The sequence below is a fragment of the Hufsiella arboris genome, assembly GCF_009834875.1.
In the GTDB taxonomy this organism is placed as follows: domain Bacteria; phylum Bacteroidota; class Bacteroidia; order Sphingobacteriales; family Sphingobacteriaceae; genus Hufsiella_A; species Hufsiella_A arboris.
This window is the reverse complement of sequence record NZ_WVHT01000001.1, coordinates 329,581-348,414: the sequence shown is the minus strand read 5'-3', so window position 1 is coordinate 348,414 and position 18,834 is coordinate 329,581. Positions and strand designations below refer to the sequence as shown.

General features: G+C 41.1%; 17 protein-coding genes. 9 read left to right on the top strand and 8 right to left on the bottom strand.

Annotated elements, in window-relative coordinates; all coding sequences use genetic code 11:
• Positions 1-48: 48 nt before the first annotated feature.
• A complete protein-coding gene (locus GS399_RS01495; protein ID WP_160842806.1) occupies positions 49-414 on the bottom strand; it encodes a DUF6249 domain-containing protein in 366 nt (121 codons plus the stop codon).
• A 182-nt stretch (positions 415-596) separates the two neighbouring features.
• On the opposite strand from GS399_RS01495, the gene GS399_RS01490 reads away from it, so the two are divergent.
• A complete protein-coding gene (locus GS399_RS01490; protein ID WP_160842805.1) occupies positions 597-1,175 on the top strand; it encodes an RNA polymerase sigma factor in 579 nt (192 codons plus the stop codon).
• Positions 1,172-1,666, top strand: a complete 495-nt coding sequence (locus tag GS399_RS01485; RefSeq protein ID WP_160842804.1) for a hypothetical protein — start codon at positions 1,172-1,174, stop codon at positions 1,664-1,666. The genes GS399_RS01490 and GS399_RS01485 overlap by 4 nt, the downstream gene beginning before the upstream one ends.
• Before the next feature lie 113 nt (positions 1,667-1,779).
• On the opposite strand, the gene GS399_RS01480 is transcribed toward GS399_RS01485, so the two are convergent.
• Both GS399_RS01480 and GS399_RS01475 read right to left on the bottom strand, forming a co-directional pair.
• Positions 1,780-2,343, bottom strand: coding sequence for a DUF2911 domain-containing protein (locus GS399_RS01480; protein WP_160842803.1), 564 nt, complete (start codon positions 2,341-2,343; stop codon positions 1,780-1,782).
• Positions 2,343-2,534 carry a hypothetical protein gene (locus GS399_RS01475; protein ID WP_160842802.1) on the bottom strand — a complete coding sequence of 64 codons (192 nt, stop codon included), beginning with the start codon at positions 2,532-2,534 and terminating at the stop codon, positions 2,343-2,345. Before GS399_RS01475 ends, GS399_RS01480 begins: the two co-directional genes overlap by 1 nt.
• A 144-nt stretch (positions 2,535-2,678) precedes the next feature.
• Here GS399_RS01475 and GS399_RS20920 point away from each other — a divergent pair, with 144 nt between their 5' ends.
• From GS399_RS20920 to GS399_RS01455, 4 genes are read left to right on the top strand one after another with little or no spacing between them, the layout of a single operon-like run.
• A complete protein-coding gene (locus GS399_RS20920) occupies positions 2,679-3,320 on the top strand; it encodes a TetR/AcrR family transcriptional regulator (RefSeq protein WP_160842801.1) in 642 nt (213 codons plus the stop codon).
• Positions 3,304-4,668: a TolC family protein gene (locus GS399_RS01465; protein WP_237487836.1), complete on the top strand. Its 1,365-nt coding sequence runs from the start codon at positions 3,304-3,306 to the stop codon at positions 4,666-4,668. The genes GS399_RS20920 and GS399_RS01465 overlap by 17 nt, the downstream gene beginning before the upstream one ends.
• A gap of 5 nt (positions 4,669-4,673) precedes the next feature.
• Positions 4,674-5,717 carry an HlyD family secretion protein gene (locus GS399_RS01460; RefSeq protein WP_160842800.1) on the top strand — a complete coding sequence of 348 codons (1,044 nt, stop codon included), beginning with the start codon at positions 4,674-4,676 and terminating at the stop codon, positions 5,715-5,717.
• A gap of 1 nt (position 5,718) precedes the next feature.
• Complete coding sequence (locus tag GS399_RS01455; protein ID WP_160842799.1) at positions 5,719-7,266, top strand: DHA2 family efflux MFS transporter permease subunit; 1,548 nt, start codon at positions 5,719-5,721, stop codon at positions 7,264-7,266.
• Between the two features lie 296 nt (positions 7,267-7,562).
• On the opposite strand, the gene GS399_RS01450 is transcribed toward GS399_RS01455, so the two are convergent.
• The 3 genes from GS399_RS01450 to GS399_RS01440 form a co-directional block, all read right to left on the bottom strand.
• Entirely contained in the window at positions 7,563-8,147 is a 585-nt protein-coding gene (locus GS399_RS01450; protein ID WP_160842798.1) for a carboxymuconolactone decarboxylase family protein, read from the bottom strand.
• 60 nt (positions 8,148-8,207) lie between these two features.
• Positions 8,208-8,753, bottom strand: a complete 546-nt coding sequence (locus GS399_RS01445; RefSeq protein WP_160842797.1) for a peroxiredoxin — start codon at positions 8,751-8,753, stop codon at positions 8,208-8,210.
• A gap of 145 nt (positions 8,754-8,898) precedes the next feature.
• A complete protein-coding gene (locus GS399_RS01440) occupies positions 8,899-11,286 on the bottom strand; it encodes a TonB-dependent receptor (RefSeq protein ID WP_369410087.1) in 2,388 nt (795 codons plus the stop codon).
• Between the two features lie 416 nt (positions 11,287-11,702).
• Here GS399_RS01440 and GS399_RS01435 point away from each other — a divergent pair, with 416 nt between their 5' ends.
• Positions 11,703-14,597 carry a DEAD/DEAH box helicase gene (locus GS399_RS01435; protein ID WP_160842796.1) on the top strand — a complete coding sequence of 965 codons (2,895 nt, stop codon included), beginning with the start codon at positions 11,703-11,705 and terminating at the stop codon, positions 14,595-14,597.
• A gap of 4 nt (positions 14,598-14,601) precedes the next feature.
• Here the strand turns inward: GS399_RS01435 and GS399_RS01430 are convergent, their stop codons facing one another.
• Positions 14,602-15,441, bottom strand: coding sequence for a universal stress protein (locus tag GS399_RS01430; RefSeq protein WP_160842795.1), 840 nt, complete (start codon positions 15,439-15,441; stop codon positions 14,602-14,604).
• 77 nt (positions 15,442-15,518) lie between these two features.
• Entirely contained in the window at positions 15,519-16,154 is a 636-nt protein-coding gene (gene aat, locus GS399_RS01425; RefSeq protein ID WP_160843238.1) for a leucyl/phenylalanyl-tRNA--protein transferase, read from the bottom strand.
• Between the two features lie 71 nt (positions 16,155-16,225).
• Between aat and GS399_RS01420 the strand changes: the two genes are divergently transcribed.
• Together GS399_RS01420 and GS399_RS01415 are read left to right on the top strand one after the other, a co-directional pair.
• Complete coding sequence (locus GS399_RS01420; protein ID WP_160842794.1) at positions 16,226-17,626, top strand: DUF1800 domain-containing protein; 1,401 nt, start codon at positions 16,226-16,228, stop codon at positions 17,624-17,626.
• Positions 17,627-17,635: 9 nt separating this feature from the next.
• Positions 17,636-18,832, top strand: coding sequence for a DUF1501 domain-containing protein (locus GS399_RS01415; protein ID WP_160842793.1), 1,197 nt, complete (start codon positions 17,636-17,638; stop codon positions 18,830-18,832).
• The last annotated feature ends 2 nt before the right edge of the window (positions 18,833-18,834 follow it).

Genomic DNA, 18,834 nt, shown 5'->3' with positions numbered 1-18,834 from the left:
TAAAGCGGCCCGGGTGAAGTTTCAAACGGGCCGCTTCAATTAACCTAATTATTTAGTATCCAGTGTTTTCTTTTCCATTGCGAAGGAAACAATCAAACCAAGGCCTCCGAAGATGGCAAGTAAAGAAAAGTACATGAATACGGATTCCGGACGGTGATCGCCCCATTTGTTTCTTAAATCAAAAACAAAGTTGTCTAAAACGAAGGCCAAAAACAGGCCAACTCCTGATCCCATAAGAAGTAACCCCCATTTAAGATTTTTGTAGGGTTGAGACTGCGGTTGTGGCCTGTTTATTTTCGGATCCATTCCGTTTTGGATCATGGCCATGTTTTCTTTGTTGTTCAGGTAGCGTAATCCAAAAATCATGGCAAACAAACCAAGTAAGATTAAAATAGGAATTAATTCTCCAGGCATAATATTTAAATTTAATGTTAAACGATGTTGTTATTAATTATTGACCAACTGATCTGAAAGCTATGACAACATGAAAAATAGCGAGGTTACACTTCCGTTAAAAAAATAATAAAGACTTTTCGGTAAATGATTACCATAAAGTGTAACCTGTATTAAGGTTATGTGGTCATAGTTGTTGAACAATGCAGATATACCGCAGCGATACCGAGTTAATTGAAGAAGTGTTGGCAGGCAAACAGCAGGCTTATGCGGAGCTTGTGGGCCGTCACCAACGATTTGTTTTCACACTGGCCATGCGTTTTACAAAAAGCAGGGAAAGCGCCGAAGAAATTGCGCAGGATTGTTTTGTAAAGGCATACCGTTCGCTAAATTCGTTTCAGCGTACTGCAAAATTCAGCACCTGGCTCTATAGTATCGTTTATACGACCTCTATGACATATCTACGAAAGAAGCAGTTGTTAACGGATTCGATAGATGATGAAACGGTAAGTGTGGAACTTGAAAGTTACGCATCACCTGCAAATGGTTATGCGGAGAACAGATCACGATCATTTTATGTAAATAAATGTATCGAAATGCTGCTTCCGGATGATTCGGCTATAATTACGATGTTTTACAAGGGCGAACAATCGCTTGAGGAGATCGGCAAGGCCCTGCATATGGACCCGCAGACGGTAAAAGTGAAGTTACACAGGGCGCGGCAGCGTTTAAAACAAAAGTTAGAAATTATGCTTAAGCATGAAGTAAAGGAGTTGTTATGAGCCAGTTAATTGAGCAACGTGTTTGGGATTATATCGACCGCACTCTTCCTGAAAATGAGCATCAGGCAGTCAAAGCTTTAATTGAAAATGATGAGCAATACTCTGAGATATACGCTCAACTGATAGAACTGCAGCAAAGTTTAAATGTGCTTGATCTCGAGGAACCATCCATGCGTTTTACCGCAAATGTAATGGAGCAGGTGAAAATTAGTCCTGCACCAGGCTCGGTATCGTCAATTGTAAATAAGAATATCGTAAGGGGAATCGGGTTGTTTTTTATACTGACAATTTCCGCCTTGCTGGTAATGTTGTTTGCTAATTTACAATGGCAAAGCGATTCGGGATTTGAAGTGCCAGAGTTTAAATTGCCGGCTATAACACTATTTTCTAAAATCAATAAATCCGTTTTATGGGGATTTTTGTTTGCAGATGTGATTCTGGGACTGTATCTGGTTGATGGGTGGCTACGGAAAAGACTTTTTCACAAATAATTTATTTTTAGGAAAACATTTATGAAATACCAGCGTTAAAGTAAAAGATCGACGCGAGTTGATCTATTGTGATAAGGTTTAGGTTGAAGCGTCACGGCACCGTCTGTGACGCTTTATTTTTTTCCAGAAAACACGAAAGGGACTTCCACGATAGTGTTATCCCATCCCATCATCATTTTCGCACCAGAATCTGTCGGAATAAAAGTGATTGAAAAGGCCTCGATAGTTTTAGAGGATTTAATTACAGGAACTTCGATTCTCGCCACATCAGCTGATTGATCGTAAGTAAACGCTCCCCATTTATCAGTAATCTTATTAATTATAATAATCCATTTATCGGAATTAGGTATAGCAAACAAACTATACGTTCCGTGCTTGATTTTTTTATCGCCCAGTTTAACGGTTTCAAAAAATTTGATTTCCGTTGATTCATTTGCGCCCACGCGCCACACTTTGCCAAACTGTTCAAGCACTCCAAAAATTTCACGACCATTTTTTTGCGGTCGCGAATAAATGACTTTAATAATTGGTTTAACCTCCGGATCTTTACTTGAGGGTGCCTTTAAAGGAAAATAGATGATATCTGCCGGACTTTTATCGAGCAAAGGAAATTGTTGAGCGCGGGTTGTTAGTGCCGCCAAAAATAACAACACAATTATAACGAACGCTTTTCTCATTAAGCTTCGTCGCTTTTATTAACCAGAACGTTTACAAAAAAACCAGCTGTAAGCAAGCCTAAAACGGCACCTATAATAACCCATAAAATAGATCCGGTTACGATCCAAGCGGTAAGCATACCAAATACCAATGCTAAAATGTAATAGATTGAGTCGTTAGATTTCGTTTTAATTTCTGGATGATTTGACATAAACCTTGATTTAATTGCGCCAAAGGTATAAAATTTCGTGCAACTCTCTATCGCCGATTCGTATGTCATAGAATCATCATTAAAAAATATATAGAATTTAATCTTTTAATTAATCAATCGATTGATTAATTTTGCACTCGATTTATGACAGCTGAAAAAACAGATAAAAAGAAAGAAGCCATATTGGATGCGGCGGAATTGCTGTTTTCACAATTTGGATATGAAGGCGCTTCAACTCGTCTGATCGCCTCAGAGGCTGGGGTGAATATGGCCATGCTCAGTTATTACTTTGGTTCAAAAGATGGGGTCTATAAAGCGGTAATCGAACGCCGGTTGTTGTCATCGCGGCAGCAGCTTAATTCAATCAATAATCTTTCAATTTCATCATGGGAAAAGTTGAAAGTATTTATCGACTCGTATGCCGATAAGCTTATGACTAACAATTGTTTTCATAAGATCGTTCAGCGGGAGTTATCCTTAAAACATAAAAATGAGCTAACGGATTATATTTCAGACAGCGTGTACAAAAACGCTCTGGAAATAATGAAAATAATCCAGGATGGCATTGATAATGGTTCTTTCAGGAAAGTAAACGTTGAAATGCTGATCGCCACCATTTTCGGAACTAAGTACTACATAGTTAACTCCACTCATATTTCTTCGCGCCTTTTAGGCAAAGACCTGCAGGACGATAGAGTAATGCAAGAAGAAGTAAAACCTCAAGTGAAAGAATACTTATATGATCTCCTGAAAACTTATCTAACAAAACATGAAACAGAAGTTTAACAAATATATGAACATGCAAAACTCGCGATATGCGATTAAAGCGGTTAGTTTCCTGATCTTATTTTTTATTTACGGGGCAGCTAACGCGCAAGAGAAACGACAGATCAGCTTGAACGAAGCCGTACAATTGGGGATTGAAAACAGCAAGCAGCTAAAATTGTCACGCGCAAAAGTTGACGAAGCTATTACCCAATACGAACAGGCAAAAGATGCAGCCTTGCCTACCGGGAAAGTAAGTTATGCTTATAATCACGCTGAAATCCCTGAAAATAAGCTGACAGCCGGACCGACAACTATCGAGTTACCTAAGCGTGCTGATGCCTGGCTTGGAACTTTTTCATTGCAGCAACTAATATTTGCCGGCAATAAATTAAAATATGCAAAAGAGTCAACCGACCTGCTAACCAAAGTTGCATTGCTTGACGTTGACAGGGACAAAGACGACATCGTTTACAATGTTATAAATGCATATTATAATTTATATAAAGTTCAGCAAAGCAGGAAAGTTGTTGATCAGAACCTTCAGGCAATTGATAAACAAATTAAACAGTCGCAGCGCTTTTTTGAACAAGGGATTGTAACGAAGAATGACGTATTGCGTTTCCAATTGCAGCGGAGCAACATCGAAATTACCGGTATGGACCTTGATGCAAACCGGAAAATCATCAACTACAACCTTAACGTTTTATTGGGATTACCTGAAAATACCCAGTTGGAGGCTACACAGGTAGCTGCAGGTGCCAATCAATCAGTTGCCTTAAATAATCTTATTGATTCTGCCTTGACTAATCGCTCTGAGTTAAAAGCTTATGATTTGCGCGGTGAGGTTGCTGATAAGAATATAAAATCGGTGAAGGCAAATATGCTGCCGACCTTTGGTGTAGGAGTAAGTGCCTATTACTTAAACGCTGGAAGTTTATTCATTCCGCCTGCCGAAAGATTTATTACTCCAATATCGGCAGCAGCATCCTTATCGTGGAACTTTGATCAACTTTGGACGAATAAAAACAAAGTTGCCGAGGCCAGGATTCAGAAAACTCAGCTTGCGATAGGAAAGGATTTAACGGTAGACCGCGTTAAAACTGATGTAAATCAAAGCTTCCAAAACTATCTGAACGCTGTTGATAAAATCAAGGTATTGCAAACAGCGGTAGATCAGGCGAGAGAGAATGACAAGATCTTAGAATCAAAATATCAAAATAACATCGCTTCGGCAACCGATCGCGTTGATGCCGAATCTCAATTATTCTTACAACTCATAAATATCGAACTAGCAAAAGCTGACGCAGGTTTGGCTTACTATTCATTAATCAAATCAACTGGAACAATCACAAATATCAATTTTTAAATACGATGGAAAGCAACGAAAAGAAACCAAAAAATAAAGTAATTCCTATTATACTAGCTGTAGTAATAATTGTTGGATCGATTTTCGGTATCAGGGAATATATCTATTACTCCAAGCATGAGGATACTGACGACGCTCAGATTGATGGCGACATCAGCCCGGTAGTTTCGCGTGTTGGCGGTTATGTTGACTCTATCTTATTTGAAGAGAACCAACATGTAAACCAGGGACAGGTATTAGTTAAGCTAGATGACCGCGATTATAAAATAAAATTAGAACAAGCTTTGGCTGGCCAGCGTGGTGCAGCTGCAGGAATCGGTGTTAACCAGGCTCAGATCACTGCTGTTGCGGCAAATACGTCAACTGCCAAAGCAAACATTGAGGCCGCCCGTGTAAAACTTGATCTTGCCAATAAAGATTACGCTCGCTACGCAAATCTGGTAAAGGACGGTTCGGTCACACAGCAACAATTTGATCAGGCTAAAGCTAATAAAGAATCTGCCCAGGCAGCTTACCAGGCAGCTAAAGATCAATACAACGCGGCAGTTCAGCAAGTCGGTTCTACACGTTCACAGCTTGCAGTAACAAATACCGGCGTTGATCAGCGGCAGGCCGACGTTGATTTTGCGAAATTACAGGTATCGTATACTACTGTGTATTCTCCGGCAAGCGGAATCGTTTCTAAGAAAAATATTCAGAAAGGCCAGCTTGTGCAAGCCGGACAGACCTTGTTCTCGGTAGTAAATGACAATAGCTTATACATTACGGCTAACTTTAAAGAAACTCAGCTCGAAAAAATCCACACCGGAGCTCACGTAGACATAGATATCGACGCTTTTCCGGACGAAAAAGTAGAAGGAGAGGTTTATAATTTTTCTCCGGCTACGGGTGCTAAGTTTTCACTTCTTCCGCCTGATAATGCTACAGGTAACTTCGTAAAGGTGATTCAGCGTGTACCTGTGAAGATTAAAATTAAAGCTAATAAAGAGTTAATGGAAAGATTGCGTCCAGGAATGAGCGTAAATGTTTCCGTGTCAACAGAAAAATAAAATGGCCGAAAAAGGTTTAAAAAAGTGGGTTATCACTATAACAGTAATTACTGCATCGCTGTTAGAATTGATTGACACCACAATTGTGAATGTTTCAATGCCCCAGATACAGGGAAACCTCGGGGCAACTCTTGAAAACGTGGCATGGCTGTCAACTGGTTACGCTGTTGCAAACGTAATTATATTGCCGATGTCGGGCTGGTTGGGAAGCCGTTTCGGGCGGAAAAATTATTTCCTGACATCCATCATCATTTTTACTATCGCCTCATTTTTGTGCGGTAACGCCACAGGCTTAAGCGAGCTGGTCATTTTCCGGATATTACAAGGTCTGGCCGGAGGAGGATTGATTTCCAACGCTCAGGCGATTTTGCTGGAAACATGGCCTAAAGAAGAAGTTGGTACAGCGACTGCGCTGTTTGGTTTGGGAGCCGTTGTTGGCCCTACATTTGGCCCGACTATCGGTGGATACATCCTTGAACACGCGAACTGGCCGTGGATATTTTATGTAAATATCCCGGTTGGTATCCTTGCAGCGATATTTACGTACTTATTCGTTGTCAAAACGCCGCAGGACGCCAAAGGGAAGCCCGTCGACTGGTGGGGAATTGTGTTATTGGCCGTGGCTGTTGGCAGTTTGCAAACGGTGCTTGAAAAAGGGGAAAGTGAAGACTGGTTTTCGACTCCTTACATTACCGCTCTTGCTGTCGCCGCAGTGCTTGGCACGCTGTTATTTATTTGGCGGGAATTCAGTACAGACCATCCGATCGTAAACTTCAAGATTATGAGACACCGAAGCTTTAGCGTCGGTATGTTTACCTCGTTTGTACTAGGGTTTGGATTGTACGGTTCCGTATTCGTGTTCCCAATATTTTGCCAGAACTTACTGGGGTTTTCGGCTTTGCAAACTGGCGAGGTGTTGGTTCCCGGAGGGCTTGTAACAATCGCGATGATGCCGTTTATTGGTAAGATGCTTCAGAAAGGTATTCCGGCGCAGTTTATGGCTACCGGAGGAATGTTATTGTTCTTCTTATTCTGTAAAATGTTAAGCAATTCTACTTTGCTATCAGGAACCAGCGACTTTTTCTGGCCGCTGATCATTCGTGGTATTGGAATGGCGCTACTGTTTGTACCTCTTACTACTTTGGCAATTCAGGATTTGAAAGGGCCGGAAATTGGTCAGGGAACAGGCTTGAACAACATGATGCGTCAGCTAGGCGGATCGTTTGGTATTGCATTCCTTACAACCATGATCCACGTTCGTCAGGGTTTCCATAGGAGTGTATTGATAGATCACATCAATCCGTATAACCAGGCTTACCTGGATCGCTTTAATATGCTTGTAAGAGGGTTTATGGCTAAGGGTTACGGCTTGCTTGATGCTCAGAGTATCGCGACTAAAGCAATTGAGGGGACTGTTATAAGGCAGACGATGCTGCTTACATATGTTGATGCATATTGGGTTGCCGGAATGATTATGCTTTGTTCGATTCCTCTGCTTTATCTGCAGAAATTTAAAAAGAATGCAAACGTACCAGTTGATGTACATTAATTGTTAAAAACAAGAACGCCGTTATGGCTCCACATAACGGCGTTCAAAAATTAACAATTAAAACCTTTATCCCCGAATCAATCTGAATAATTGTGTAAGTTTTTTATGAAATCAAAATTAAAAGAGAACGTTCCGGGGTGGTCAACCTTAAGGTTTAAAGCTACATATAAAAATATTTTTATCAAATAAAAAGTGAGCTTTTTGGATAAAAAAACCATTAGATAAATAATGGTCGTAAAAAAAAAATAAAAGGCACGAAGGTTAAGAAACCGAGTGCCTTTGTTATTTTTTAAAGCTTAGAAAATAATTTTTCCGGTCGCTGTTATCAACGATGCTATACGTACTGCGTCGAAAATGCGCTCTTCCTTTGTGCCTAACTTTATTAAAGAATCCTCGTGAGCGTTTACACACATCTCACAACCATTAACTGCCGATATGGCCAGGCTAAGCAATTCAAAAAACTCTTTGCCAGTTACCGGTTTAACCATGATCTGCATTCTGATGCGTGCTGGAATCTGCGCATATTTATCCTTTTGAGTAAAATGCCGGAACCGGTAAAATACATTATTCGAGGCCAGCAGGGAAGCGCATGCCGCAGCTTCCGCGATTTCTTCCGCCGTACATTCTGACTTTTCTGCAAAAGAGGTGAAAAAATCGGTTAAAGGCTTGTTGTTATTGTTTACAGCAATACTTAACGCAACCAGTGCAATCTCTTTTTGCGAAAGCTGCTCTGATGACAAAATGCTGTTAAAGTTTACTTTAAAATCACGCAGGTAACGTGATTCGCCTTTTTCAAGCAAGGTTAAACTTTCTGTTCTATACTGCGTATCTAAACCGATACTTTCTAAAAATTCATTAATTGTTTCTGTTGCTTCGCTCATATTATTGTTCATAAAAAAGGCCGTACCATTGATACAGCCTTTGATTTTTTGATATAAAAATTAAACTGTTAATGTCTCCTGGCCTTTTTCCCAGTTACAAGGGCAAAGTTCGTCAGTTTGTAAGCCATCTAATACACGTAAAACTTCTTTGACATTACGGCCAACATTTAAATCGTTAACTGAAACCCAGCGAACGATTCCCTGAGGATCAATAATGAATGTGGCGCGGTATGCTATCTTTTCTTTTGGTTCTAAAATTCCAAGGTCTTCAGCAAGCGACTTCGAAGTATCAGCAAGCATTGGAAATTTTAATCCGCGAAGATCATCGTGATTGTTTCTCCATGCAAGGTGAACAAATTCTGAATCGGTTGAAGCGCCTACTAAACGTGTATCGCGGTCGCGGAACTCGCCGTATGCTTTATTAAATTCAGCAATTTCGGTAGGGCAAACGAAGGTAAAGTCTTTTGGCCACCAGAAAAATACTGTCCATGTACTGTCATCAGATGTTAATGTCTCGGAAGAAAGTGTCTCGAATTCTTTTCCCTTTTCAAGGCTAACAACGATAGTTTTCTCAAACGAAGGGAATTTTTGTCCTATGCTAATCATAATTCTATTGTTTCTTAAAATACGGCGCAAAGGTAACTTCACGGTAGTAATCTGACAACCTCAATAGCTGAAATCTTTATTCTTTTTCTTGATAGATAAATAGAGGTAGTCTATATATGTATGGTGTCGATATAGGTTTGTCTTATTAAAATTTCAAATTTAACGACAATAGAAAATTGCGTGTTGCTTGTGGAAAGTAATAGTTTTCAGTCGCTTGTGCGCCAGCATAAATATAACTGAACGAGTATCCGTTTGATTCATAAAGTTCTCCGAATACATTGTTTACAAGCAGCGAAAGGCCGATATTTTTTATCCCTTTTACGCCAAGATTGTATCTTAACCGACAGTCGTTAACAAAAAACGATTGCAATTTTCGGGCTTCGTTTTCTGTATTGTCAAGATATTGGTCGCCAACATACTTGCTAATGAAGCTTAAATCGGCGTGTTTTAATAATTGATATGTCAGTTCGCTGGAAGCGATAAAGTTTGGCGAATAGGCAATGTCCGGATCTTTATAAATATTCTCAGTCTGGCTGCCATCGTCGTAATTGGGAATAAATTCAGTAAACGTTTTAATTTTATTCTTACTTAGCGAGGCAGTAGCAGCCCACGTAAAATTGCGAAAAGGTTTCCATCTGAGATCTGCTTCCAAACCAATACGGTAACTCGATGGAACATTTTGACGAATTGATTCTCCCACGTCGTTAATTCTGCCGGTTAAAATCAGCTGATCTTTGTAAAACATCCCGTAAGCATTGACACCGGCGTTAAAATTTGATTGATTGTGACGATAGCCGACTTCAATATCCTGCAATTTTTCAGGCTTTGGATTCGTCTCCGCGGTGTTATTGTTTATGTAATCATCCCGATTTGGTTCTTTGTGTGCAACAGCGTATGACGCGTAAACATTGTTTGCATCATTCAGCTGATAACTAAACCCGACTTTTGGATTGAAGAAATTTAAATTATGTCGCTGGTCAAGCGGATTTCGGTTTTTGTCAAGACCATTGATGATATAATTTAAATTGCGGTATTGCAGGTCGCCAAAAATAGTTGCAGCACCAAACGTATAGCTGGCTTTTAAATAAGTATTGAAATCCTTCTTATAGCCGTGTCCGTCGTAATAGTGATCGGCATTTGAATTTTCATTTCCCTCGTTGGTTGGGGATGGATATTGCGACCAGATAACCTGTCCGTAGTGCTTTCCATCATATTCGTTCCACGCACCACCTAACGTAAAATTCAAGTTTTTGGAAGGATTGTAATTAAAAGAGTAAGTCGCTCCATAAAAATCATTGTCAAGCCAACGGCGTCTGATGAGGTTTGTTGCGTCGATCGTTTCGCCATTGACAACTGCCGGCAGGAGGCCATAATCTGCAAAATTCTGATCGTCTTTGTATTCCTCATAATAACCCCGGCCATAGGTGTAATGAATGGCCGCGTTAGCGAAGAACTTCGTTGAAAAAGTGTGAGAGTATAGCAGCTGGTAATGATCCTGCCAGTAGTTATCGGTCTGGTCATTATACGTGAAGCCGTTATAAGTTCGATCAGTTTGTAATAACGTCTCAGGCACGCCATTCCATGCCTGGTAAGTTTTTTCGTAGCCAGAAAACACATTGGCTCTCAAAAGGTCGTTTTTACCGTACCATGCGCCGCTTAAAAAGTATGATTTAAGATCAGAAGAAGCGCGATCGATATAGCCCTCAGACTTAATTCGCGACAAACGGCCGTCTACCGTGAATTTTCCATTGATCAATCCCGTGCCGACGTTTACCGTATTTTTCCAGGTATCATACGAACCGTAAGTATTGTTTAATTCAGCATAAGCACTGTCATGGCGGGTATTTGTCTGGATGTTGATGCTCGCTCCGAAAGCGCCCGCACCATTAGTGGAAGTACCAACGCCGCGCTGCACCTGGATGTTGTCAATTGATGAAGCAAAATCGGGTACGTCTACAAAAAAACTTCCCTGGCTTTCTGCATCGTTAAATGGGATTCCATTGACGGTCACGTTGGTTCTGGTCGGATCACTGCCGCGTATCCGGATACCGGTATAACCAACGCCGGCTCCGGCATCGGATGACACGACAACGGATGGCGTTTGGTTGAGTATGTAAGGAAGATCTTGTCCCTGGTTATATTTTTCAATCGTTGCTTTATCCAGGTTCGTATACGTAGTGGCAGAGTTTTTTCCGGCTCGTGTTGCACTTACAATAACTTCATCAGTAATTAAAGAAGCAGGTTCAAGTGACAAATCGAGTTCTGTATTCCTGGTCAGCTCAATGGTTTGTGTATTGGTTTTATAACCAAGATAGGACACTTGCAACTGATATCGACCCTCCTTGATGTTTTCAAAATGAAACGATCCATCAGGGCCGGTTTGGGTTCTTCCAATGTTTGAAAGTGAAATACTTGCGCCTGCTAAGGGCTGCTTGGTGAGTTTCGCCGAAATTTTTCCGGTTACTGAAAATTGCGCCAGTGCAAGGAATGGCAAAAGCATGATCCAAAGGACGGCTAATGAAAATTTTTTCACGTTAAAATGAATACTTAGTTAAACATGCTGCATGCAGGGGAACGTGCAGATCCGTTAACTTTTACCTCCCTACGCCGGCATTATCCGGATCAGGTGCTCATTGAAGTTGCAAGTATCAAGTGGTTAGTTGCAAGTAAATCTTACAACTATGAACCTTTCTCTTTCAACTCAATGATGGGTATAATCTCAGCCTGTTTTTGTGTTTGAAGCAGATTTTTAGCTAGCATGGTCTGATCTTAACAAACAAGGCACCCCTTATTGATGTGCAAAAATAGCGCAATTTATCAATAATGAAAATTCTTTTAAGAAAAGTCTATATACTTAATAGGTTTTTCTTGTTAATGATTTAATTTATCGTTAGGTTTACAATTTTTTTAAAGCAGACATCTACCTTGAAATAATTTTGCTTTACCTATATGTTACGCGTTGATAGTTCCAAACCCTGCAAGCTGGTTTACTCGATATGTAAACACGAGTATCTTGGTTATTTGATTGAGCCACATGTTGTTCAGTTAAATCCGGATGGCGATTTTTCGCTTACCTATCAGCGATTGTTCACCGCAACCGCACAGGAATTTTCAAAAATTCTTGATGATACCGATTGGAAGCTGATCAAATTGCTGGAAGAAACCGAGCAGGGTAACATAATCAAGCGTTACTATAAAAAACCTATCAGGCCGGTCGAGTTTTTTACAAAAATTTTTGATGACAAGTTATTTGAAGTCATCCGTCCGAAGATTGAAAAAAGGATGAGTGACGCTTTCGCGTTGCTGAAAGCCAAAGAAATTTATTTAATGAGCAAGGAGGGATGGCCCGTGGAGCGCAGGTTGTACCTTGCTGAAGAAGCCGCATCGGTTCTTTTCCACTTTCGGCGTGATGAGAATGAAACCAGGTATTTCCCAACTATCAAATACCAATCGATGCGTATAGAGTTTATGTTTAAAGATGCGCAGGTTATCAGCAATCAGCCCGCCTGGCTTTTGCTGGACGATACGCTCTACTTTTTCGAACAAAATATAGAAGGTAAAAAGCTTCAGCCATTTTTAAACAAGCGATACATTTCCATACCAAAAACCTCTGAGAAAGCGTATTTCGAGAAGTTTGTAAGTCCCCTTATTGAGAAATATCATGTTTACGCCGAAGGCTTTGAGATTCGTACTGAAAAGTATGAAGCTGTGCCTGTTTTAAAGATGATCTATGTTCCCGGTGGCGTATCGCAGCTGCAGCTTTATTTCAAATATGGAAACTATGCTTTTGCAGCAGCGAGCGACAAGCAGGTGTCAGTCCGTACTGAAAAAATTGGCGACGACTATATCTTTCATCGTGTTAAACGTTCCTTAAAGTGGGAATCGAATAAATTAAATGAATTGATAGGCCTGGGTTTGGTTTCATCAGGTACCTTGTTTTCAAATCTCGAAATTGATCGTGCCGATCTTTCTGAAGACACTGACGCTTCGTTTAGCATCATAAATTGGGTGAATGATCACCACACAGAACTCGTTGAAAAAGGATTTGTATTTGAACAGCCGGACGGTAATAAGAAATTTCTATTCGGGAAAAGTAAGATAGATCTCGATATCAAGGAAACCAACGACTGGTTCGACCTTCACGCCATCGTGTATTTCGGGCCGTATCAAATACCTTTTATTGAATTAAAAAATCATATCCTCAATAAAATACATGAGTTTGTTTTGCCTTCCGGCGAAATTGCAGTAATACCAGATAAATGGTTCTCTCAATATGCCAACCTGCTGCATTTCACAGAAGGGACGAACTCGCTTAAGCTGCAGAAACATCATATCGGTTTAATTAATGATTTCGCGAATAGTGAACTGGCGAGCATTACCATAGACAGAAAGCTTCAGCGTTTGTCTGACTTTAACGAAATTGAAGACATTGGCGTGCCTCTTCGCTTTAAAGGCACACTTCGCTCTTACCAGAAAGCCGGTTACAATTGGTTTCATTTCTTACGGAAATACAATTTTGGTGGCTGCCTGGCAGATGATATGGGATTAGGGAAAACTGTTCAAACCCTTGCTTTGCTTCAAAAAGTTAAGGAAGAAAATGCTGGAGAGCATTCGCCCTCATTAATCATCATGCCTACGTCGCTGGTTTATAATTGGCAAAAGGAGGCGGAGAAATTTGCACCTGATTTGAAAGTCCTGGCCCATACTGGCAGCTTTCGTAATAAGGATATTGAACGATTTATTGATTATGACGTTGTGTTCACCACGTATGGCGTTGTTCGCGTCGATATCGATTTGCTCAAAGGTTTATATTTCAATTATATCATCTTAGACGAGAGTCAGAATATTAAAAATCCGGCGTCTAAAGCGTATCATGCTGTTAAACTGTTGAAATCAAAGCACAGATTGATTCTGAGTGGCACACCGGTAGAAAATTCAGTAAATGATTTATGGACACAAATGTCGTTCATCAATCCTGGACTGCTTGGAAATCAGCATTTCTTCCAAAACGATTTTGCTACGCCAATCGAAAAAAAGAAAGATGAAGACAAGGCACGAAGACTCCAGGCATTAATCAAGCCCTTTGTTTTAAGGCGGACGAAAACGCAGGTTGCCACCGAACTGCCGCCTAAAACTGAAAAAGTTTTTTATTGCCAGATGAGTGACGAACAGGCTGAGTTTTATGAAAAAACAAAATCCGAATACCGTAACCAGCTTTTACAAGGAATAGAGGACGGAACGTATGCGCAAACTCAGATTAAAGTTCTTCAAGGACTGATAAAACTTCGGCAGATAGCAAACCACCCGGCAATGGTCGACGAAACTTATACCGGCGACTCAGGCAAGTTTGAAACGGTTATCGAAACATTGCAAAACGTGTTATCGCGAGGTCACAAGGTTTTGGTTTTTTCCCAATTCGTAAAGCAGCTGCAGATCTATCGCGATCATCTTGATAAAGAAGAAATATCATATTTATACCTTGACGGCGCAACGCGAAATCGGGGCGAAATAGTAACCGAGTTCCAGGAAAATGATGATATCCGGTTATTCCTGATATCAATTAAAGCAGGCGGTGTTGGCTTGAACCTAACCGGTGCCGATTATGTTTTTATCCTTGATCCATGGTGGAATCCGGCAATCGAACAGCAAGCAATCGACCGTACACACCGTATCGGGCAAACGAAAAATGTGTTCATTTATAAGTTCATTACCCGCGACAGTGTGGAGGAAAAAATACTCGCGCTCCAAAACCGCAAACAGGTTGTGGCAGACTCGCTGATCACGACAGAGGAAAGCTTCGTTAAATCACTTTCTGCTGATGATATCAGGGAACTTTTAAACTAAGTTCTTAATTGTCTTTTAGCAACAGAACCGGGATACTTAGATGATCCGCCAATTGCTCAGTAAGGCTTGTATGTAGCAGACCGGTGAAAAAGCTGTACTTTTTAGGTAGTGCAATAACTATTTGCGCGTGCTGCTCCTTGGTAAATTCAACAATCCCTTGCAGTACATTAGTATGCTCCCTGAAAAAATATTGTGGATTAAATTCAGCAAGTATTTCCTGTAACGCAGAATGTTCAGACTCATCCAGATTTTGGCTGTCTTTGCAGATGTTCAATACCAGAAGCTGAACAGGTGATGAGGTGTCAAATATTTTCTTTAAGCTTTTCAACGGAATAACTTCTTTAACTTTTTTCAGGTCGCATGCTAACACAACGCGTTTAATTTGCTGCCAGCGCACTTGTGGTGGTACTACCAAAACAGGTATGGGGCTCGTTTTCGAAATTACCAAAGCGTTGCTGCCCAAATCACTATTGTCGAGATCTCCGCCATTTGTTCCGATGACTACCAACGTCGGTTCGTAATCACTGATAGCGTTGTGTACCGCCCGGATTACTGGGAATGCGCTGATATGCGTTTCGACAATGCAATTGACTCCCGCCAGCTCCGATATTGTTACTTTTAGGTCTTCGAGTGTTTTTCCTCTTTTTTCTGTTTCTGCAATTATATACTCCGGTGTTGTTATGGTGAAATCCGCTGATGGAAGCAGCGTTTCGTACTCCGAAACATAGTAGGAATGCAGTAATATTATTTTTGATGGAGATGTTTGTGTGGATTGCTGCGCCGCGTATTTGGCGGCGTTGATAGAAGTTTGTGAGAAGTCGGTGGGCACAAGGTAAATTTCCATAACGTCTTAAAATAAATAAGTAAAGTTACAAAGCTTAATTAAGTGATAAGACTTTAATTGTTAATGTGACAAGAATGTTATCTAATCGTATTAAGTATATTTAAGTATTCTTCCCGCATAATCATTTCGGCACCGAGGCTGCTCAGGTGATCGGTATGTACCTGGCAGTCAATTAAATTATAATTCTTGTTTTGGCAAAGCCATATAAGTGCAGCTTTTGAGGCATTGCTTACTTTGCTGAACATGCTTTCGCCGCAAAATATGTTGTTTACCTGCACCCCATACAATCCACCAACCAGTTCGCCGTTATGCCAAACTTCTACCGAATGCGCGAATCCTGTTTGATGGAGATCAATATAAGCTTTCTTCATTTCCATGGTTATCCAGGTTCCGTCCTGACCTTCTCTCGGAACTTCCGAACAGGCCTCGATAACTTCTTCAAAACATCGATTCTGGGTAATACTGAACTGATTCGATTCCATGACCTTTCGCATACTTTTACTGACTTTCAATCTCTCAGGAAAAAGAACAAATCGCTCATGAGGTGAGTACCAAAGGATGGGGGTATCATCCGAATACCAGGGGAAAATACCATGTTCGTAAGCAAGTTTTAATCGATCAAGACCTAAGTCGCCGCCTACGGCTAGCAGGCCGTCATCTTCTGCCAGTTCGGGATCCGGAAACCAAAGGTCATTATCAAGTTGGAAAATCATTAGAATATTGGAAAGGCCGGACAAATTTAAACCATTAGGCGTTAAAGTGGTCATAAGTTAAATTTGCTTACATGGCACTTACTTCAAATCAGTTGAAGATTAAACATCTTTATTCAAGAGCCGGATTCGGTATCAGCTACAATGACCTCGAAGCTAAAAAGCATCATAGTATTTCCAAGGCAGTCGACGATCTATTTTCAGAATCTAAAAAATGGGAACCACTTGAGCTTGACCAGGAATACGTTCCCAAAAGTTCGATCAAGGCTATGGCTCAACTGACGCCGGACGAAAAGAAACAATTGATTAAAGATACCCGCAGCCTCACAAAAGACATGAATCTCATTTGGTATGATAAAATGTCGACAGAGCGCGGACAGCTGCGTGAGAAAATGACTCTCTTTTGGCATGGGCATTTCGCTTGCCGCGGGTTTTTCCCCGGCCCGTTAAAACAACTGAATAACATACACCGCGAATATGCTTTTGGTAATTTCAAAGACATGCTGCTTGCCGTTTCACGCTCGCCGGCCATGCTGCAATTCCTAAACAATCAGCAAAACAAAAAAGGACATCCCAACGAAAATTTCGCCCGTGAACTGATGGAGCTTTTTACACTTGGAAGGGGAAATTATACCGAACAAGACATTAAAGAATCAGCGAGGGCATTTACCGGATGGGGTTATAATCGCGATGGCGAATATATCAACCGGCCGTTTGTACATGATGACGGCGTAAAGACATTCTTTGGGAAAACAGGAAACTTCGACGGAAACGACATTATAAATATAATTTTGGAAAGGCCCGAAGCTGCGCAGTTTATCACCCGCAAGCTGTATGTATTCTTTGTAAATGATACACCTGACGAGAATCGGGTAAAAGAACTTGCGGACTATTTTTATCAACGCAAATATAACATCGGTGATCTTCTTCACATGATGTTTACTTCGGATTGGTTCTACAATTCTGCCAATATGGGCAATAAGATAAAGTCTCCCGCAGAATTAATCGTTGGCCTTAACAGGCAGTTTTCCATCGATTATAAAATTCCAGAGGTACAACTGAAGTTCCAGTCGGCGCTTGGGCAGACTCTGTTCTACCCGCCTAATGTGGCTGGCTGGCCGGGAGGTAAAAACTGGATCGACAGCTCGTCATTAATGCTGCGTCTCAAAATTCCGTCGCTGATACTAAACGATGGCGAGATCGAATTTAGCGGTAAAGCCGACCCGGAAGATGAAGCCGCGATTGCATTAAAGAAAGGAATCCAGAAGCAGACAACTTCGCGCAAGCTGCAGACGTTTGCAAACTGGGATAAATTCCTGGCACAGTTCCCTGCTAGTGCCGACCCTTCACTCATGGCAGAGTTTCTATTGCAGCCCAAGCCGGTGTCACAAATAATGAATACGCTTAAACAAAGCGGTGGCCTTAAAAATGCGGCTATAGAAGCAGTAAGCACTCCGGAGTACCAGCTTTGTTAAATTCAGACTATGAAAAGAAGAGATTTTTTAAGACATACGGCCCTTGCTTCAGGCGCTTTCATGATACCATCATTCCTGAAGCCATTTGAAGCACTTGCTTTCGATGAACTTTCCGGACACAAAAACCTGGTAATTATCCAGCTTTCCGGGGGAAACGATGGACTGAATACAATCGTTCCTTACGGTAATGATATCTATTATCAGAAGCGCCGCACTATAGGCATTAAACCCGAGCAGATCGTAAAGCTGACCGATATGCAGGGATTGAATCCCAACATGGCAGCGTTAAAAGAGCTTTACGACCAGGGATGGATGTCGGTAATCAATTCGGTGGGTTATCCCAATCCCGACAGGTCGCATTTTCGCTCAATGGATATCTGGCAAACTGCCAGCGATTCTAATCAGTTTCTTTCAACCGGTTGGATAGGCCGTTATCTGGATTCCAATTGTCAGAGCTGCAAATATCCTTACACAGCGATAGAGGTTGATGATACACTTTCACTGGCCATGAAAGGCGTTAGCAAAAAGGGAATTGCCGTTCAGGATGCGAACAAGCTGTTTCAAAACACCCGTGAGCCGTTTTTCAAGGACCTTCTCGATAACCACGACGAGCACCTGAACGAAGATAATCTAGGATACCTGTATAAAACAATGATCGAGACTTACTCGTCAGCTTCTTACATACAACAAACCTCAAAAACTTATAAAGTAGCGGCCGAATATCCGCAAACACCTTTTGCAAATGAACTCAAAACCGTTTCAAAGTTTATTAATTCGGGGTTGAATACGCGGGTTTATTACGTTTCGCTTAGCGGATTCGATACTCACGTAGGGCAACAGAATCAGCAAGGCCGCCAATTGAAAATATACTCGGAAGGTGTGGCGGCTTTCATTAAAGACCTGAAACAAACAGGCAAGCTGAATGACACCCTGGTGATGACATTTTCGGAATTTGGACGTCGTGTGGAGCAGAACGCAAGCAATGGCACCGATCATGGAACTGCCAACAACGTATTGCTTTTCGGTGGAAAACTTAATAAAGCCGGGATATTCAACAACGCGCCGGATCTTCAAAATCTGGATAACGGCGACTTAAAGTACCAGGTTGATTTCAGGGATGTTTACGCTACCGTTCTGGATAAATGGCTGGATGTGAATAATGAACAGGTGCTTAATAAGAAGTTCCGGGGCTTAGGGTTTGTATAAAA

What these genes read in the sequence shown, in the direction of transcription:
- GS399_RS01495 (WP_160842806.1), bottom strand. Translation starts at nt 414, where the DNA reads ATGCCTGGAGAATTAATTCCTATTTTAATCTTACTTGGTTTGTTTGCC.
- GS399_RS01490 (WP_160842805.1), top strand. Translation starts at nt 597, where the DNA reads ATGCAGATATACCGCAGCGATACCGAGTTAATTGAAGAAGTGTTGGCA.
- GS399_RS01485 (WP_160842804.1), top strand. Translation starts at nt 1,172, where the DNA reads ATGAGCCAGTTAATTGAGCAACGTGTTTGGGATTATATCGACCGCACT.
- GS399_RS01480 (WP_160842803.1), bottom strand. Translation starts at nt 2,343, where the DNA reads ATGAGAAAAGCGTTCGTTATAATTGTGTTGTTATTTTTGGCGGCACTA.
- GS399_RS01475 (WP_160842802.1), bottom strand. Translation starts at nt 2,534, where the DNA reads ATGTCAAATCATCCAGAAATTAAAACGAAATCTAACGACTCAATCTAT.
- GS399_RS20920 (WP_160842801.1), top strand. Translation starts at nt 2,679, where the DNA reads ATGACAGCTGAAAAAACAGATAAAAAGAAAGAAGCCATATTGGATGCG.
- GS399_RS01465 (WP_237487836.1), top strand. Translation starts at nt 3,304, where the DNA reads ATGAAACAGAAGTTTAACAAATATATGAACATGCAAAACTCGCGATAT.
- GS399_RS01460 (WP_160842800.1), top strand. Translation starts at nt 4,674, where the DNA reads ATGGAAAGCAACGAAAAGAAACCAAAAAATAAAGTAATTCCTATTATA.
- GS399_RS01455 (WP_160842799.1), top strand. Translation starts at nt 5,719, where the DNA reads ATGGCCGAAAAAGGTTTAAAAAAGTGGGTTATCACTATAACAGTAATT.
- GS399_RS01450 (WP_160842798.1), bottom strand. Translation starts at nt 8,147, where the DNA reads ATGAGCGAAGCAACAGAAACAATTAATGAATTTTTAGAAAGTATCGGT.
- GS399_RS01445 (WP_160842797.1), bottom strand. Translation starts at nt 8,753, where the DNA reads ATGATTAGCATAGGACAAAAATTCCCTTCGTTTGAGAAAACTATCGTT.
- GS399_RS01435 (WP_160842796.1), top strand. Translation starts at nt 11,703, where the DNA reads ATGTTACGCGTTGATAGTTCCAAACCCTGCAAGCTGGTTTACTCGATA.
- GS399_RS01430 (WP_160842795.1), bottom strand. Translation starts at nt 15,441, where the DNA reads ATGGAAATTTACCTTGTGCCCACCGACTTCTCACAAACTTCTATCAAC.
- aat (WP_160843238.1), bottom strand. Translation starts at nt 16,154, where the DNA reads ATGATTTTCCAACTTGATAATGACCTTTGGTTTCCGGATCCCGAACTG.
- GS399_RS01420 (WP_160842794.1), top strand. Translation starts at nt 16,226, where the DNA reads ATGGCACTTACTTCAAATCAGTTGAAGATTAAACATCTTTATTCAAGA.
- GS399_RS01415 (WP_160842793.1), top strand. Translation starts at nt 17,636, where the DNA reads ATGAAAAGAAGAGATTTTTTAAGACATACGGCCCTTGCTTCAGGCGCT.